7 protein-coding genes are annotated in these 17557 nt (G+C 60.0%); 4 read left to right on the forward strand and 3 right to left on the reverse strand.

Going from position 1 to position 17557, the window contains the following annotated elements:
* The first annotated feature begins 55 nt into the window (after positions 1-55).
* From HC757_RS02270 to HC757_RS02280, 3 genes are all read left to right on the forward strand, one after another.
* Positions 56-7534 (forward strand): non-ribosomal peptide synthetase, encoded by a 7479-nt coding sequence (locus HC757_RS02270; RefSeq protein WP_211164227.1) that lies wholly within the window; start codon positions 56-58, stop codon positions 7532-7534.
* A 129-nt stretch (positions 7535-7663) separates the two neighbouring features.
* Positions 7664-8998, forward strand: a complete 1335-nt coding sequence (gene entS / locus HC757_RS02275; protein ID WP_169562671.1) for an enterobactin transporter EntS — start codon at positions 7664-7666, stop codon at positions 8996-8998.
* Positions 8999-9088: 90 nt separating this feature from the next.
* Positions 9089-10207 (forward strand): 3-deoxy-7-phosphoheptulonate synthase, encoded by a 1119-nt coding sequence (locus tag HC757_RS02280; RefSeq protein WP_211164228.1) that lies wholly within the window; start codon positions 9089-9091, stop codon positions 10205-10207.
* A gap of 28 nt (positions 10208-10235) precedes the next feature.
* Here the strand turns inward: HC757_RS02280 and HC757_RS02285 are convergent, their stop codons facing one another.
* From HC757_RS02285 to HC757_RS02295, 3 genes are all read right to left on the reverse strand, one after another.
* Positions 10236-11198, reverse strand: a complete 963-nt coding sequence (locus HC757_RS02285) for a diguanylate cyclase (RefSeq protein WP_169562672.1) — start codon at positions 11196-11198, stop codon at positions 10236-10238.
* Positions 11198-15427, reverse strand: coding sequence for a response regulator (locus HC757_RS02290; RefSeq protein WP_169562673.1), 4230 nt, complete (start codon positions 15425-15427; stop codon positions 11198-11200). The genes HC757_RS02285 and HC757_RS02290 overlap by 1 nt, the downstream gene beginning before the upstream one ends.
* Positions 15428-15569: 142 nt before the next feature.
* Positions 15570-16511: a LysR family transcriptional regulator gene (locus HC757_RS02295; RefSeq protein ID WP_211164229.1), complete on the reverse strand. Its 942-nt coding sequence runs from the start codon at positions 16509-16511 to the stop codon at positions 15570-15572.
* A 106-nt stretch (positions 16512-16617) separates the two neighbouring features.
* Here HC757_RS02295 and HC757_RS02300 point away from each other — a divergent pair, with 106 nt between their 5' ends.
* Positions 16618-17352 (forward strand): SDR family oxidoreductase, encoded by a 735-nt coding sequence (locus HC757_RS02300; protein ID WP_169562674.1) that lies wholly within the window; start codon positions 16618-16620, stop codon positions 17350-17352.
* The last annotated feature ends 205 nt before the right edge of the window (positions 17353-17557 follow it).

A 17557-nucleotide genomic window follows, 5' to 3' on the forward strand; every position in this document is an offset into this window, starting at 1 on the left:
AAGGCTAAAAGTCGTTATCCGCAGCCCAGCTGCAACTCTCTAAAGGATGAATATTGTGCAACAAACGTCTCCGGCACTCGCCCGTCAACCCATGCTCGAACTGCCCCTGGTCGGCCCACAGCTGGGCATTTGGCTGGCGGAGCAAATTTCCCCGGTTCAAAACCTCTTCTCAGTCGCCCAATATGTAGTGATCGAGGGCAGCATAGACATAGACTTGCTGCAGCGGGCGATACAAATCGGGCTGAGCGAGGCAGATACTGTCCACAGCCAATACAGATTGGGCAGCGAGCGGCCGCTGCAGCTCATCCCGCCCTTGCCTGCCGCGGGGGACATAGGATTGCCAAGCCTGATCGATCTCTCCAATGAGGCCGAAGCCGAGGCACAGGCCCATGGGCTGATGGCACAGGACTTGGCCGAGGCCGGCAATGCCGCCGACAGTCGCCAACTGTACCGCCACCTGCTGATCAAATTGCCCTCGGCCCATGGCGGGCCCCGCTGGTTTTGGTACCAGAGGTACCATCACCTGATGGTCGACGGGTTCAGCTTTAGCGCCCTGACCCAACGCATAGCGCAGCACTACACGGCGCTGAAACAAGGGCGCGCCCTAGCCGCGGCGGCATTGACCCCCTACGCCGCCGTGGTCGAGGAATACCAGGCCTATGCCGGCTCCGATAAGTATCAAAGCGATAAGCAATTCTGGCTGAATTACGCGGCAAACCTGGTGCAGCCCATCAGCCTGTCGAGAATGAGTGGCCCGGCAAAGCTTCAAAGCGGCAGAGTACTGCGGCAAGAGGCGCTCATCCCCTCGCTGGGCGCCTTGGTTGCCGGACTTGAGGATCCCCGAGTGTCCAAGGCGGATACGGCGATCGCTATCGTCTTGCTCTATCTCGGAAAAATGACCGGTCAGACCCAGATATCCTGCGGTTTTCCCTTCATGCGCCGCATGGGCTCGGTGGCCTTATCCTCGAGCGGCTGTGTCGTGAATGTCCTGCCCTTGCAAATAACCCTGGAGAGCGGCATGCGTCTGGCCGATGTGGTTCGGGCCCTCACCTGGGAGATCCGTAAACTCAGGAAACACCAAGGCTATGAGGCGGAACAGATCAAAAGGGATCTCGGCATTGTTGGCAGTCAAAGGGCCCTCTATGGCCCGAGCATCAACTGCAAGTTGTTCGACTATCGGCTTAACTTCGACACTCATACCGGCACTAGCCATCAGTTGGCCACAGGGCCTATAGAGGACATGGAGTTTGGCCTCTATCTGAACGCCGATGAATTGAGGCTGGAGCTGGCCGCCAATGCCGACCGCTACCAACAAGCGGAATTGGCCTTGCACTGCGCGCGTTTACAGCATATTTGTGCCCAGTTACAGCAAGATCCACAACTGACCCTGGCCAGGCTCAGTGTGCTGAGTCCCGATGAGCTGGCGCAACTCCAGGCTTGGCAACAGGGCCCCAGGCGAGACAGCTCTGGGGATCCGGCAAGCGTATTGACGCTGCTAAGCCGGCAAGTCGCAGCAAGGGCCCAATGCCCGGCGTTGGTGTTTCAGGAACAGAGGTTCAGCTTCCAGGCATTGTCTGAGCGTATCAACAGGCTCAGTCGTTTCTTGCTGGCACTCGGTGTCACCGACGGCAAGCTGGTGGCGACCGCACTGCCGCGCAGCGCCGAGTCTGTCATCGCCATCTTTGCCATCTTACAGACGGGGGCCGCCTACCTGCCGCTGGATTTGAGCCACCCGGATGAACGCCTGAAAATGATCTGTGACGATGCCATGCCGGCCCTGGTGCTGACTCACAGCCAAGTGATCGCCAGGTTACCCGGGGATCTCAGGAGAGTCAGTCTCGATGAGCAGCACTTAATCCGGGCGTGCGCCGGCCTGTCGGCGGCCCCCATAGCGCCGGAGGAATTCGGTAGTGCCATAGAGAAACACCAGCTTGCCTATGTGTTCTACACCTCGGGCTCGACCGGCAAACCCAAAGGCGTCAAGGTGCCCCATGGTGCCCTGGTGAATCTGATGATGGCCTTGCAGCAGGAGCATTACACTGCGGCACTGGCGGCGCATGAGGCCCGCAGCATGGCACAGGGCCTGGCCGCCGGGGCGGCACCAGCGCAGCTGAGGGTGGCACTGACGGGCTCATTCTCCTTCGATACCTCCTGGGACCCCTTGCTGCAGATGTTGCTCGGCAATACCTTGTATCTGTTCGATGAGGACATAAAGCGTGATGTCTACGCCCTGCTCGAAGCCATAGACAGGCATAGAATCGACACCTTGGCGGTGGCACCCTCCTTGGCCACCCAGTTGATGGCGGCCGGCATGATGGAACGCGCTTGGCAGCCGCTGTTGCTCAATATCTGTGGCGAAGCCGTCTCGCCTGCCTTATGGCATAGCCTGCAACAGTATCCACAGCTGCATGCCTACAACATCTACGGCCCGACCGAGTTTACCGTCTATGCGACCAGCGCCAGAGTCAGCCCCGGGAATGCCATGCCCACCATAGGGCGTCCACTGGCCAATACCTGTGCCTATGTGCTCGACCATGAGTTGCAGACCGTCCCCATAGGCGTGACCGGCGAGCTGTACCTGGCAGGCGATAACATGAGCTTAGGTTACTTGAATCGCCCGGCTGGCAGCGCCAGTCGCTTCGTCGCCAATCCTTTCGTCAGCGGGCAGCGCATGTATCTGAGCGGCGATCTGGTGCGCTGGGATCCTCAGGGACATCTGGAGTTCATCGGCCGCAGTGACAACCAGGTCAAGATCCGCGGCTTTCGTATCGAGTTGGGTGAGGTCGAAGCGGCCTTGAGCGCCCTGGCGGCGGTAAAGGAAGTGGCGGTGATTGTGCAGCCCCATGCCCAAGGCCAGCGCCTGCTCGGCTACTGCACCCTGAAGCCGCCCTTCAACGACCAAGACCCCACACTCGTCCAGCAAAGCTTGATGGCACAGCTCTCGGAGCGCTTACCCGACTATATGCTGCCATCCAGGCTGACGCTGCTCGCGGATCTGCCGCTGACCGTGAGTGGCAAGATAGACAAGCAGGCGCTGCCGACGCCTATGCCGGAGCCCATGCCAGCGTCGCGAGCCGCCGCTGCCGTGCCAACCACGGCAGAGGAATGGCTTATCTGCCGGCAGATGGCCGAGACTCTGGGCCTGGAACGGGTCGGTCTCGACGATGACTTCTTCAATCTGGGTGGTGACAGCATTGGCGCCATGCAGCTCAGCATCAGGCTCAATCGCCAGGGCGTCGAACTCAAACCCAGGGACATTTTTGCCAAGCGTACCCCAAGAGGCATGCTGGCAGTGTTGCGGCCACTGGCGCCGACAGAGGTGAAGGGCAACTCACTCCCGCCAGCAGCCCTCCCTGGCGATGCGCCCCGCGCCGGGACACAGATGAACATAAGCGCAGCCGACCGGCAGGCACTCCGGGCCAGACATGGTCAAATACAGGCAATCTTGCCCTTGTTGCCGCTGCAACAGGGATTGCTGTTCCACGCCCAACTCGAGAGTCAGACCAGCTACAGCTTTACCACTAAGCTGGACCTCAGCGGTCGGCTGGATATCGCCAGGCTCAGGCTCGCACTCGAAGCCCTGCTCGATGCCTATCCTCAGCTCTCAGTGATCTTCGATACGCAAACCTCGGACTCGCAGCTGCAGCTGATCCCGTCATCGACTGCGACCGTGGCGGGCCAGAGTTACCGCTGGCCTTGGCAAGCAAGCGACCTGCGCGCCCTGGATGCGGCCGCCAAGGCCGAGGCCCTGTATAGGTTGGAAATGAGCGAAAGTCGCCGCAGCTTCGACGATGTGATTCGGGGCAAGCGCGCATCCATACTGGCCCATGCCCATCTCGTGCGCTTAGGCGACGCACACTACAGCCTGTTATTGACCGCCCACCATCTGATCATCGATGGCTGGTCGACCCCCATACTCTTGCAGGATCTGCTCAAGGCCTATGCCTCGGGCAGGGCCGCACTCATGCCCCCCGAGGTGAGTTACGCCCGGGTGGTCAGCCGCCTCGCCGCGCGCGACTTGCAACCGGCCCGCGATGCCTGGCAGGAAGCGCTCCGGGGCGTCGCCCCGACCCTGGTGTTTGACCAGGCCGGCGCGGTTGTGCCGGCCGGACAGCCTGAGGTGAGAGAGCTCAAATTGCGGCTCGAGGCGTCGCTCTCGGAGGGGCTTGGCCGTTTATGCCGTCGCCAGGGCCTCACCCTCAATACTCTGATGCAAGGGGTTTGGGCCCTGCTGCTGGGTTCCATGACGGGCCGCGACGATGTGGTGTTCGGCAGCCCAGTATCCGGACGCTTCAGTGACATCGACGGCCTGGAGCAGCATATAGGCCTGTTCAGCAATACCCTGCCCGTCAGGATCGGCTTGCGCCCGGACATCTCGCTGCTCGAGCAGCTGAGTCAGATACAGCAGCAACAGATAGCGCTGCTGGAACATGATGCTCTTGGCCTGGGCGAAATTCAGCGCCTGGCCGGCACAGAGACACTGTTCGATACCTTGCTCGTGGTGGAGAATTATCCTGCCACTCAGGCCTTGCTTGGAGCGGATTATGCCGGGCTACGCCTGAATGATGTGCAAAATCGGGGCTTTACCCACTACCCCTTGACCATCCTGGTGCTGCCTGGCGACAGGATACGCATCTTGTTCGAGTACAGGGCCGAGGTGCCTGAGCCAGAGCGTCTCGCCCGGCGCTTCGTAGGCCTGCTCGAGCAGCTGGTGCGCGCGCCTGCCACGCCCCTATGTCGACTCCAGCTGCAGACGCTGGACGAGCGCGACTTGCTGTCCCGGGTGAACCACACCTTCAGCGCCTTGCCCAGCCATAAGGGGCAAACGCCAACCTTGAGGGACTTGCTGCAGCTCCAGGCCAGGAAAACACCGGGGCAGATAGCCCTGCGCGACACAGACAAGGCTTTGAGTTACAGCGAGATGCGCCGCCAGGTGCGTCTGCTTGCCGAGGTGCTCAGGGCGAATGCCGTGAATGCGGGCGACATCATTGCCATCGCCTTGCCGCGCAGCATCAGCCTGAGCCTGGCGCTGCAGGCGACCATTGAAGCGGGGGCAGCCTACCTGCCGCTGGATATCGGCAACCCGGACTCGCGCCTGGATTTCATGTTGCAGGATGCCAGACCCAAGCTCATCTTGACCTGCCAATCCCAGGCGGCGCGTTTTTCCCGGATTGCCGCTGAATCGGCGCCGATCCAGGTGCAGATCTTGCCGATAGACAGCCTGTTGGCGGATATCCAGGGAGCCACTCCCGGACGAGGGGCCGCAGCGCCGCTCGAGGCCGAGCCCATCGGCACACTTAAGGCGAGCGATCCCGCCTATCTCATCTATACCTCAGGTTCAACGGGCCGTCCCAAGGGGGTCTTGGTGTCCCATGGCGCGATAGTGAATCGTTTAGCCTGGATGCAGCACGCCTACCCCCTGGCCCATGACGATGTCATATTGCAGAAGACCCCCGCCAGTTTCGACGTGTCGGTGTGGGAGTTTTTCTGGCCCCTGCTCCAGGGGGCTTGTCTCGTCATGGCGCCGCCCGAGGCCCATAAAGATCCGGCACTCTTGCTGCAGCTCATGGAAGAGTATCGGGTCACCACCTTGCACTTTGTGCCTTCCATGCTGGCGGCGTTCCTGTTGCATACCGAGACGCTGGCCAAAGAGCAGGCACCAAGAACTGGCTTAGGGACGGGATTGAGGCGGGTATTTTGCAGTGGCGAGGCGCTGTCGGCCGAACTGGCCGCAGATTACCGCCGTTATTACCCGGCTCCCCTGCATAACCTCTACGGTCCCACGGAGGCAGCCGTCGATGTGACCTACTTCCCGGCCACGGCTCTGCCGGCGTCAGCGGCGCCGGATATCGTACGCCAGGGTGCCGGAGTGCCCATAGGCAAACCCGTGTGGAATACCCAAGTGCGGGTGCTGGATCATCAGTTGCGTGAAGTCGGCATAGGCGTATCGGGAGAGCTGTACTTATGCGGCGCCCAGCTGGCCATAGGGTATCTGCACCGCCCCGCCTTAACCGCCGAGCGTTTCGTCGCCAGTCCTTTCAGCGCGGGCGAACGCATGTATCGTACCGGCGACATGGTCCGCTGGTTGCCCTGCGGCAACCTGGAATACCTGGGCCGCAGCGACGATCAGTTGAAAATTCGCGGGCAACGCATAGAAATAGGTGAAATAGAGCAAGCCTTGCTGCAATTGCCCTCGGTCCAACAGGCGGCCGTACATGCCAGAGTGCTGGGCGGCGCCGATGTCAAAGCCGGTGCCAAAACCGGCGACCAGCGGCAACTGGTTGGCTATGTCATAGCCGATGAATCCGGCACAGACGGACAGGCGGCAACCGAACTGGAGCTGGCAAGCCTGCTCACCCAGGTCTCACGCTTGCTGCCGGCCCATATGGTGCCCACTGTCTTGATGCAGGTGGCGGCTTTCCCACTGAGCGCCAACGGCAAGCTGGATAGGAAGGCCCTGCCGGATCCCAGGAACCACTCAAACCGCATGGGGCGTGCGCCCAAGCCCGGCATGGAAACCCGGATCGCCGCGGCGTTCGCCAAGCTGCTCGGGGTCAACACAGTCAATGCCGAGGATAGCTTCTTCAACCTGGGAGGCCATTCACTGTTGGCGATGCAACTGGCCACCGAGCTGCGCCGCAGCCTGCAGCTCCAGGTATCCGTCGGACAGATAATGGTGTCTCCGACGGTCGCCGAGCTGGCGGCGATCCTCGGCGATGAAGGGCTCAGGGCCGATCCCGACAAGGCGGGCTTCGGGCAGATACTGCCTGTTCGCCGCGGCCGGGGACTGCCCTTGGTGTGCATCAATCCAGGTTCGGGCTTCTCCTGGCAATACACAGGGCTGCCAAAATACCTTGAGGGCCGCTGGCCCATCATAGGGCTGCAATCGCCGCGGCCGGATGGCGCCGTCGCGGTCAGTGCCGACATGACGCAGGCGGTGCAACATTACCTGGAGTTGCTCAAACGGGTGCAACCCCAAGGGCCGTACCATTTCCTGGGTTACTCCTTCGGCGGCACCATTGCCATGGCCCTGGCGGCCACATTGACGGCCAGGGGAGAAACCGTCGCCTTCGTCGGTCTGCTCGATACCTATCCGCCGGAGGGGCAGGAATGGAAACGCCCCACCAAGGAGGAAGCCATGGCCGAAGTGGAACGCGAAAGGCATCAGTTCCTCAACGCCGCAGAAGGAGACTTTGCCGATGCCTCCAGTCGTGAGGAGCAGACCAAGATGTTCAACGACATCTTAGGTAACTATGACGATACAGTGAGGCTGTTGTCACAGGCCAGCACCACGGCCTATTCGGGCCGGGTCGAGCTGTTTGTCGCCGAAAAATCCCTGCCGCCGGGGTGGGATGTGGCGCAGTCCTGGGCACCCTATGTCGGCAAGTTGGTCCAGCATGGCTTGCCCTTTGCCCACGACGACATACTCTCGGCCGGCTCCCTCACTCGGCTCGGCCCCCTGCTCAACGCCATCTTGGCCGAGGTGGATACCCTCGGCATGGAAGCGCAGCAGGAGCGGCCAGATCAAGACTGAGATGGCTCCGTGTCCAGATGAAGGTTTCGGGTTTGCCGCGGTTCCACGGCGGCAAACCCGGCACCGCAAGGCCTTGCTGCAAAGGCACTCCTTACAACGAGTCTTATTAAGGCGCTAGTTATAGAAATTATGAAAAAACACACTATTTTCGTCGATGTCAGCCTGCTGAAAAGCAACCCATACTTTCGCATGGTGTTTATCGCCAGGCTGTTTTCCCTTCTCGCACTTGGAATGCTCACAGTGGCAGTGCCCCTGCAAGTGCACTCGCTCACAGGGTCAAACTTTCACGTAGGCATCATACTGGCGCTGGACGGTGCCGGCATGCTGGTTGGCTTATTGCTCGGGGGCGTGTTGGCCGACCGATATGAACGGCGGCAACTGATCCTCACCGGCCGTATCGCCTGCGCCCTGGGTTTCAGTGCCTTGGCCATCAACTGCTACTTCGCCAGCCCTTCACTGTTGGCGCTCTATCTGCTCTCGCTGTGGAGCGGCTTCTTCGGCGCCATAGGCATCACGGCACTCATGGCCGCCATTCCCCTGCTGGTTGGCCGGGAAAACCTGGCTAAGGCCGGCGCCCTGAGCATGCTGACGGTGCGCATAGGGACGGTAGTATCCCCCCTGATTGGCGGCATGATCATCGCCATGGCAGACATAAGCTGGAACTATACGGCCGCCGCCATAGGAACTTTTCTCACTCTGATCCCCTTGCGGCGTTTGCCCAAGATGCAAGCTCCCAAGGTGGCGGGCGAGTCGCCGTTAGCCTCCTTCGTCGGTGGCCTGACGTTTATCTATGGCAACAACCTAGTCTGCGGCGTGGCGGCCATCGGCCTGTTGGATGCCGTGAGCAAAGGCGTGCGAGTCTTGTTTCCGGCACTCGCCATCGGCCAATTCGGTGGCGGCGCCTTCGAATTAGGCCTGCTGTTTTCGGCCGTCCCTCTGGGAGCAAGCCTGTTCGCCTTCACCAGCGGCAGAATGTCCGAGCTGAAGCGTCCCGGCCTGACCATGATCTTGAGCAGCATGCTGGCCTTTGCGACCCTGGGATTGCTGAGTATCGCCAGTCAGTTATGGGCGGCGCTGCTCATACTGGGCCTCTATGGCTACTTTGGGGCCATCAGTGCCTTGCTGCAATACACGCTGATCCAGGGCCACACCCCCACCCCTTTACTGGGACGCAGCAACAGTCTGTGGACGGCGCAAAATGTCGCCGGCGATTCGCTCGGCGCTCTGGTGGTCGGCAGCCTGAATAAACTGCTGAGCCCGGCCAGCTGTGCCCTGCTGCTGGGCACTGTGACGACCCTGGGGGCACTCACAGTCTGTTGGCGCAGTAAGCCCCTGCGCCGATTGCGGCAGACGGCCAGGGAAAACACCCAAGCCGGGGGCGAACCTGGAAACTCCAGCGCTCGGGAAGCCGCCCGGCCGCAGCTAGACCCGGCCGCTGCTGAGCCGGACGCAAAGTCTATGTAAATCCCTTTGCAATCCAGAACATCTACAATGATGATAATAATTCTCATTTGAGAGCTTTATCTGTTACCCAACCCAGTGAAGGACGACATCATGCCCGCGTTACCCTCCGCCTTAAATGCAAGTTTGCATATGGACATTCCCGACTGCCATCAATTGGTTGCCGATTTGCCTCGTCCGGCTGCGACAGCCGGTCACATACAGGAGACCCAAGGCGCAATAGCAGACATATTGTCCGCCAAGGATGATCGCTTGCTCGTGATCCTGGGTCCCTGCTCCATCCACGATCCCCATGCCTCGCTGGAGTACGCGGCTCAATTGGCCGCGGTTTCCCGGCGCTATGACAAGGAACTGCTGCTCGTCATGCGCACCTATTTCGAAAAACCCAGAACCACGGTCGGCTGGAAAGGATTCATCAACGATCCCGGGTTGGACGAGGGTTTCAATATCGCCGCTGGGCTGGTTAAAGCCCGGCAACTCCTGTTGGATATCAATGCCATGGGGCTTGCCACTGCCACAGAGTTTCTCTGCCCGGCCAACGCCCTCTACATTGCCGATCTCATCAGCTGGGGCGCCATAGGGGCACGTACCACCGAATCCCAGATCCATCGTGAACTGGCGTCCGCCCTGCACTGTCCCATCGGCTTTAAAAACAGTACGGATGGCAATATCCAAATCGCCATGGATGCCATCCAGTCTGTGCAGGCCTCCCATGTGATCTATGCCCCCAAGGCGGCCGGCGGTTTACAGGCAGTAAAAACGGCGGGAAATCCCAACTGCCACATCATATTGCGCGGTGGCAGGCAGCCCAATTACGCCGCCAAGGATGTCGATGCCGCCCATGAATCCTTGCTGAACCGTGCCTTGCCGGCAAAGATCATGGTCGACTGCAGTCACGGCAACAGTCAGAAGCAGCATCTGAACCAGCTCATAGTGGGACAATCCTTGTGTCGGCAAATAGGCGAAGGCAAGCGCCATATCGCCGCCGTTATGCTGGAAAGCTTTCTCAAGGCAGGCAAACAAGCACACAAGGGTGAAGGGCAACTGGTCTACGGCCAATCTATCACAGATGGTTGCATAGATTGGCAAGACACTGTTGGCTTGCTCGATGACTTTGCCAGGGCGGTCAACCAGAGGCGCCAGGCGCTGGAATGCCAACAACAAGCCGCCATGTCACTCTATGCCCGGTCACAGGTAAAAGTGTACGCCTGAGGCGGCAGTGCCTGAGACAAGCTCAGTCTCAGTCACATGAGAGCAGGTTTTGCCGCGGCGCATCCATGGATGAGGTACGGTTGCGACCCTTGTGCTTCGCCCGATACAAGGCGTCATCCGCCAATGCCAGCAGCGTTTCGGGTACGGCATCGGCTTGGGGGATGCAGCTGGCCACCCCGACACTGATGGTGACATGTTCGGCCACGTCCGAGTCCCGGTGCGGGATGGCCAATGAGCGTATCGCCTGCACCAGGTGTTGCGCCACCCGCTCGGCGCCAAGGAGATCTGTCCTGGGCAAGACACAGATAAATTCTTCCCCCCCATAACGCGCCACCAGATCATGGGGGCGATTAGCGCCGACACCAATAGTCTGGGCGACCCGTCGCAAGCACTCATCCCCCGCCTGATGCCCGTAAGTGTCGTTGTAGCGTTTGAAATAATCTATATCCAGGAGCAGCAGTGAGATGGGCTGCAGCTCTCTGCGGCTCTGTCCCCAGTAATCCGGGTAGTCGAGATCAAATTTGCGCCGATTGGGGATCCCTGTCAGGCCATCGGTCAGGGCGATGGCACGCAGCTGATCGGATTGGCGTTTGAGCATCAACTGATTCCTGACCCTGGCCCTGGTGATCACAGGGTTGACCGGCTTATGGATAAAATCGACCGCACCCATCTGGAATCCCCGTACCTCCATGGCTTCATCCAGATGGGCCGTCACGAACACCACCACTATGCCGGCGGTGGCGGGATCACTCTTGAGTTGCAGGCACACCTCATAGCCGTTCATGTCGGGCATTTCGATATCCAGCAACAGCAAATCGGGGCGGACTTCCCGGCACAGGGCGATGGCTTGTTCACCGCTGTTGGCCATAAACAGCTCATAATCCGTATGCAGCAGCCGATGCAGTATCTTGATATTGATCAGTTGATCGTCGACTATCAGTATCTTGCCCTTCGCATCATTGGCCTGAGTCATGGTGGCGGCTACTTCCATCAGAGCATCTCCTTTAACATGAACTGGGCGGTTTCCAAGGCCCCGGAGAAGTTGAAGCCGTCGACCTGGGCTTTCAGTTCCGGCCATAGCCTATGGTAGGCCAATCGGGTCTCCAACCTATTCACCAGCGCCAGTGCCTCCAGATTCTGCAGCGCCAACAATTCCACCAAGGCCCCCAGCTCATTGGCTGCCGCTCCCGGCATCGCTTCCTGCGTTATTTCCTCTATCACTTCCTGCATCACTTGCTGTGAGTCCGGGCGGTTGGATGCGGCGACTGTGTGGGCAACCGAGGTCGACAGGGCCACCAGGGCCTGCACACTCTTGTCTATCAGGGCGGCAAGCTCGCTTTCCCTGAGTGCCAGCTCTGCAGGCTCGACACTGGGCTGCTGTAATGCTTCTTCCAGACAGGCGGCGTGGGCCGTGAGCCTGCTGGCACCGAAATTACTGGCGACCCCCTTGATGGCATGGCTGACGGCGGCGGCAGCCGAATAGTCGCCGGTCGCGATTGCGTGTCTGAACAGCCCCAGCTGAGTGACCATTTCCGGCTCGAAATTGGGTATTATGTCGTTGAATAAGGCCGCATCGCCGGCGAAGCGGTCGAGAATGGTCTCAAGGGGCTCCATCAGCGCCCCCCCGGCGGTCCCTGTGTCGGCCCCAAGCGATCTCGGGACAGCCGCTCGCCCCGGGTTGGCAGCCCTATGGGGCCTGTTGGTCAGGGTGAGAATGGCTGGCAGCAGCAACGCCATGTCTATGGGTTTGCCCACGTGGGCGTTCATGCCCGCTTGGATGCAGAGTTCATGATCGCTCGCCGACACATTGGCCGTCATGGCGAGTATGGGTAAAGCGGCGAATCGGCCGTCGGCGCGAATTCGCCGCGTCGCCTCCAGGCCATCAAGATCCGGCATCTGCACATCCATGATCACCAAGTCGAAGCTCATCTCCGCCTCCAGCACTTTCGCCACCCCTTCCCCCCCGCCACAGGCCAGGACGACATGCGCGCCGGCATGGGTCAATAACTCGTAAATGACCTGACGGTTCAGCTGGTTGTCTTCGACGACCAGGATCTCCAGTCCCATGAGCTGACGTGGGATATCGGGTCTTGGCGCCCGCCCCCGAGTATTGAGCAAGGTGCCACAGATGACGTCCCGTATCGATTCGGCCAACAATTGCGAGGTAACAGGTTTGGTGAGGAAATGGACAAAAGGACAAGACTCGAAGCTGTGGGACTCGCTGAGGGCTTCATGCCCATAGGCCGTCAGCATCACTATCACGGGGGGCTCACCGCTGTTGAGGCTGTTACTAATGATGTCGGCCGTTTCCAAACCATTGAGATCCGGCATATGCCAATCCATCAACACAAGATCGAAGGCCTTGCCCTGGACCGCTGCGGCTTCCACTCTGGCTATGGCTTGCCGGCCGTTGGTGGCCGACTCGACCTCACAACCCAGACGCAGCAGATTCTTATGCAGTATCTCTTGCATGGTCGCATTATCGTCAACCACAAGTATCCTCTGGCCACTCAGGCTAATCGGCTGCACTCCTGTGTCATTGGCTATTATGGGCAGATTGATGTCGAACCAGAAACAACTGCCGCTGCCAACTTGGCTGCAAAGGTGCAACTCGCCGCCCATCAGTTCCACCAGCCGTTTGGTGATCGCCAGCCCCAGGCCGGTACCGCCATAGCGTCTCGAGGTGGATGACTCGGCCTGGACGAAACCCGAGAAAATCTTCTCCTGTTCCGCTGCGGCTATCCCTATGCCGGTATCGGTCACCGCCATCCGCAGACTCGCCTGCGCCGCATCCCGGCTCAGGCATTGGATGCTGACGATGACATGTCCCCGCTGAGTGAATTTGATGGCATTGCTGGCGAGGTTGATCAGCACCTGCTGCAGCCGCAATTGGTCCGCCTTCAAATAGGCGGGGATCGAGGCATCCAAATCGAAGATCACCTCGACGCTCCCGGGATTGCTTTGGTTACCGGACAAGATCACCGCCAGATCGCGCATGATGTTTTCGATGGCACAGGGCTGGGAGTCCAGCTCCAGCTTGCCTGCGTCTATCTTAGAAAAATCGAGGACATCGTTGAGCAAACGCAACAAGGACTTGGCTGCGGTCTGGGACTTGGCCACATAATCCTGCTGCTGCTCCGTCATCTGTGTGTGTTGAATGAGTTGCAACATGCCCAACACGGCATTCATGGGCGTGCGGATCTCGTGGCTCATGTTGGCCAGGAACGCCGACTTGGCCGCACTCGCCTCATCGGCCTGACACTTGGCGTAACGTAAACTCTCCTCCAGATGGCACTGTTCCGTGATGTCCAGGTTGATCCCCATGACCTTGAGGGTCTTGCCCTGTTTATCGCGCTCGACCTGAGCCCCCGCCTGAATATGACGTATCACGCCGCCGGGGGTGACGATGCGAAACACGGGATCATAGACGCCCCGGCCCTCGACAGCCGCAATGAGTTTGGCCTCGGTCGCGGCGATATCATCCGGATGCACCCGCATTCGCCAGTGTTCGTAATCCAGGCCCTGCTCCCGCAGGCTCAAGGGTTGCTCGTACATGGCAAACATGCGCTCATTCCATTCCACCCTGTTGTCGGCCAGGGTCCAGGTCCAGATCCCCAACTCGGCCACCTCGGCCGCCTTGCGCAGTTGTTGACTCGCCGACTCGAGCGCCGCTTGCTGCTGCAACAACACATCGATATTGACGCCAATGCCCAGATAACCCAGCAGGCTATTGCGCTCATCCCGCATGGCGGTCACCGACAGCGACACCTGGCACTGGGAGCCATCCTTGCGCACATAGGTCCAGGCGCGGGTCTCCGGGCCTTCGGTTCTCGCCTTGTAGACAAACACCTCGAAACCTTCGACAGGCTCGGCGTATTCCTCGGTCAGTTGCAGGGCGCGGGCCTGTATTTCTTCTGCCAGATGCAGCGGCGCCGGGGTCGATTTACCGACCATCTCATCGGCCCGATAGCCAAGCAGCTTCTCCGCACCCCGATTGAAGAGGGTGATCATGCCGTCGACGTCCGTGGCTATGATGGAAACTTCCGATCCCGCATTCAACACATGGCCGAGCAACGCGCCCTGTTTGCTCTCCTCAAGCTGCGCCGGTCCGCACAGCGGGTGTCTGTGTTGCCTGTTGCCGATAGCCCACCAGACCCAGGCCGCCGACAAGGCGCTGAGCAAGAGGCCAGAGAGCCAGATAACGGCGACACTGGGCAAGGGCAAGGCGGCCATGGCTTCGGGGGTCGGGGTCAAGCTCAGCCGCCATTGGCGGCCGAAGAGGTTGCGCGCCAGAGTCACTTCATGGACGGAGACTTCATGGGCGGACGCCTCATTGCCAGTGTCGGCATGGCTTGCGAAGAAGGGCTGCGGCGCATCGACTGTGGCCGTATCTGTCACAGCCGCTACTGCAGTTACATCAGTGACATCAGTCACATCTGTCAGGACCAGGCGGGTGTTTGCCGGCGCCAGTTCGGCCAACATCTCATCCGCCGGCAGCCGGGCATAGCTCCATCCCAGGCCGGCAAGCTCGCGCGCCGCCGCCGTTTCAGGCGTAATGCCGCCGGCATAAACCGGCATCAGGAGCAGGAAGGAGTGCTGCGGCCCGCCAAAGGCGGGTGCCAGCGCGGCGGGGATGGCGGCCGACAAACGTACTTCGCCTGAGGCCAATGCCGCCTTGGCCGCCGCTCGGCTCGCGGCATGGGATGCGATATCCAGCCCCAGGGCGGCCCTATTGCGCGCCAGCGGCTCGACATATTCGATGAGGTAACGCTCGGCTTGATGGGGGCTCAACTGGTGCAAGGCAAACTCTGGCCCGGATCCTGGCCCAGATCCGGGCCAGGCAGCAGCTCGCATCCTGGCAAGAAAACCGGCTTCCGCCTCCGGGCCGACCCGGCGAATGAAGCCAAAGCCAGCGGCCCCGGGAAACCCGTTCGCAAACTCCCAAGCCAAACTGTCGCGGTGGAATCTTGCCGGGTCAATGCCGTCGGTACCAGCGGCTAGCACTGAGCTTCGCACCGCGCGCAGGCCATAGGGGTATGAGGAGAGGCGTTGGCTAAGCCTGTCGGCCACTCGCTCCGACAGCGCCTGCAGCGCCGCTTGGGTCACTCTCAGGTTATTTTCTTGCACCATCGAGGCCACCAGGGCACTCGCCCCCAGTCCAAGCAACAGCGTCAGTACACTCCATGTGAGGGCACGCTTATGACCCGAGAGAAGACTCATTGATACCCAGAGAAGCAAGGATAAGATGAGATTAATTCTGTACCAAGAACGCTTATTTAGCCACTCGGCCTGAGATATTCATTGCCAAATCAGGGGAATAGATCTAAAGCCGAGATTAGCACCCGGGCTGCAGCCAATGGCATCAGTGCGGGCTTTCACCCTGGGCCGCGGCCGCCAGATCCGCTTGCAGCCAGGGCACCAATGCCTGCCAGACGCAGTCGACCGCCTTGCTGCGGGCGGCTTTGCCCAAACAGAGCAGGTGTATCGGCGACGTCTCTGGATGTTGCCAGTTGCCGAGGATCGGCTGCAACAGCCCCAGTGCCAACTCCCTCTGCACCAACAGAAGGTCGAGCATCACTATCCCCTGATCCATACAGGCCAATTCGACCAGGGTGCGGCCATCATCCACGGCGATCGCCTCCTCCACCACCTGGGTCTCTATCCGGCCATGCTCATCGGCAAATGACCAATGATTCAAGGCGACATCCCGATTCTTGAAGACGATACACTGATGCTGTTTGAGGTCATCCGGGGTTGCCGGGGTGCCATGTTGCTGCAGATAGCCAGGGCTCGCCACCCAGGCCCAGGACTTCTGGCCGACGCGCCGGGCGATGAGCGATGAGTCCGGCAGGTGCCCGACCCTGAGTGCCAGATCTACCCCGGTGGCAATCAGATCCACCACACTGTCATCCAGGCTCAGGTCGATAGTCACCTCAGGATACCGGCGGCGCAACTCCGCCACCCGCGGCAGCAGGAAGCGCTGCCCCAGTAAGGTCGAGCTGCTGATCTTCACCCTGCCTATGGGTTTATGTTGTTGTTGCAGCCGTAACTGCTCTGTGTTGTCCAAGAGTGCCGTCAGCCCCTGGGTCGCCTCCAGCAGGGACAGGCCGGCCTCCGTCAGTCTGAGCTGGCGGGTGCTGCGCTGCAACAGCCGCTGCTCCATGTATTGCTCCAGCTGCATCACCTTCTTGCTGACCGAGGAACGGGGTAATGCCAGCTCAGTGGCGGCGGCCTGAAAACTGCCCAGGGAAGCGACCAGGCGAAAGACATAGAGATGTGGCAGGTGTTGATGCAGTTGTATCATGGCTAAATTCGCATTTGAGAAACAAAGTGTTTATCCATTCCCATCTTATGGGAAACAATGATTTTCATTATGCTGGGTTTCACTCGGAAAACACAAAGGATAAATGATGGAAAGCAAAACGATTTTAATCACGGGGGGGACTGCCGGCATAGGCCTGGCGGCGGCCAGTCATTTCTGCCGACAAGGACACAGGGTCATCATCACAGGGCGCGACAGCCAGAGGTTGGACGAGGCGCTGAAGACGCTGGACTACAGGGCGACCGGGGTGCTGTGTGACAGCGGCAACATGGCGCAGATCCGGCAGTTGCAACAGACACTGGCCAAGGAGCGGATCTTGCTCGATGCCCTGGTGTTGAACGCCGGGGTGTTTCATCCGGGCGAGTTCGCGGCCTGCACCGAGTCCCAGTTCGATGCCACCATGGATGTCAATCTCAAGGGGCCCTTCTTCACCCTGCAGGCCCTGTTGGGACAACTGGCATCTCCCGCCAGCGTGATCTTCATCTCCAGCCTGGCCGTCGAGAAGGCCTTCGCCGGCACCAGTGTCTACAGTGCCAGCAAGGCAGCGTTCGAAGCCGCCGCCAGGGTGCTGAATCAGGAACTGGCTCCCGCGGGGATCCGCATCAACAGCATACGTCCGGGTGTTACGGCAACTGAGATCCAGGCCAAGGCGGGCATGACAACAGAGGAAATCCATGCCCTGGCCGACGGCTTGGCCGCGACTCCCCTCGGGCGGATACTGCGGGTCGAAGACATAGTGCCTGCCATCGACTACCTGGTATCGGATGCCGCCATTGGCCTGCGCAACGCCCACATCAGCATAGATGGCGGCTATTCGCTCTAGTTCGTGTTATTGCGGCTCAACTGACTTAGGTCATACGGCTTAAGTTATTACAACTCAAGTAAAACATCTTAAGTATCAGCAGCATAGGTTTAGCCGCCTCATCCCACCACAGGACCCCGCCACAGGTTCCTGCCTCACAAATTGAATTTTTATTCTCAAAATATGCACAATTGACATTATCACCCCGGGGAATTTTCTAACCTCC

Origin of the sequence: Shewanella salipaludis, from assembly GCF_012911865.1 — a bacterium.
Taxonomy (GTDB): domain Bacteria; phylum Pseudomonadota; class Gammaproteobacteria; order Enterobacterales; family Shewanellaceae; genus Shewanella; species Shewanella salipaludis.

Excerpts from the sequence above, each read along its gene's own strand:
- entS (WP_169562671.1), top strand. The coding sequence starts at position 7,664 with ATGAAAAAACACACTATTTTCGTCGATGTCAGCCTGCTGAAAAGCAAC.
- HC757_RS02280 (WP_211164228.1), top strand. The coding sequence starts at position 9,089 with ATGCCCGCGTTACCCTCCGCCTTAAATGCAAGTTTGCATATGGACATT.
- HC757_RS02285 (WP_169562672.1), bottom strand. The coding sequence starts at position 11,198 with ATGGAAGTAGCCGCCACCATGACTCAGGCCAATGATGCGAAGGGCAAG.
- HC757_RS02290 (WP_169562673.1), bottom strand. The coding sequence starts at position 15,427 with ATGAGTCTTCTCTCGGGTCATAAGCGTGCCCTCACATGGAGTGTACTG.
- HC757_RS02295 (WP_211164229.1), bottom strand. The coding sequence starts at position 16,511 with ATGATACAACTGCATCAACACCTGCCACATCTCTATGTCTTTCGCCTG.
- HC757_RS02300 (WP_169562674.1), top strand. The coding sequence starts at position 16,618 with ATGGAAAGCAAAACGATTTTAATCACGGGGGGGACTGCCGGCATAGGC.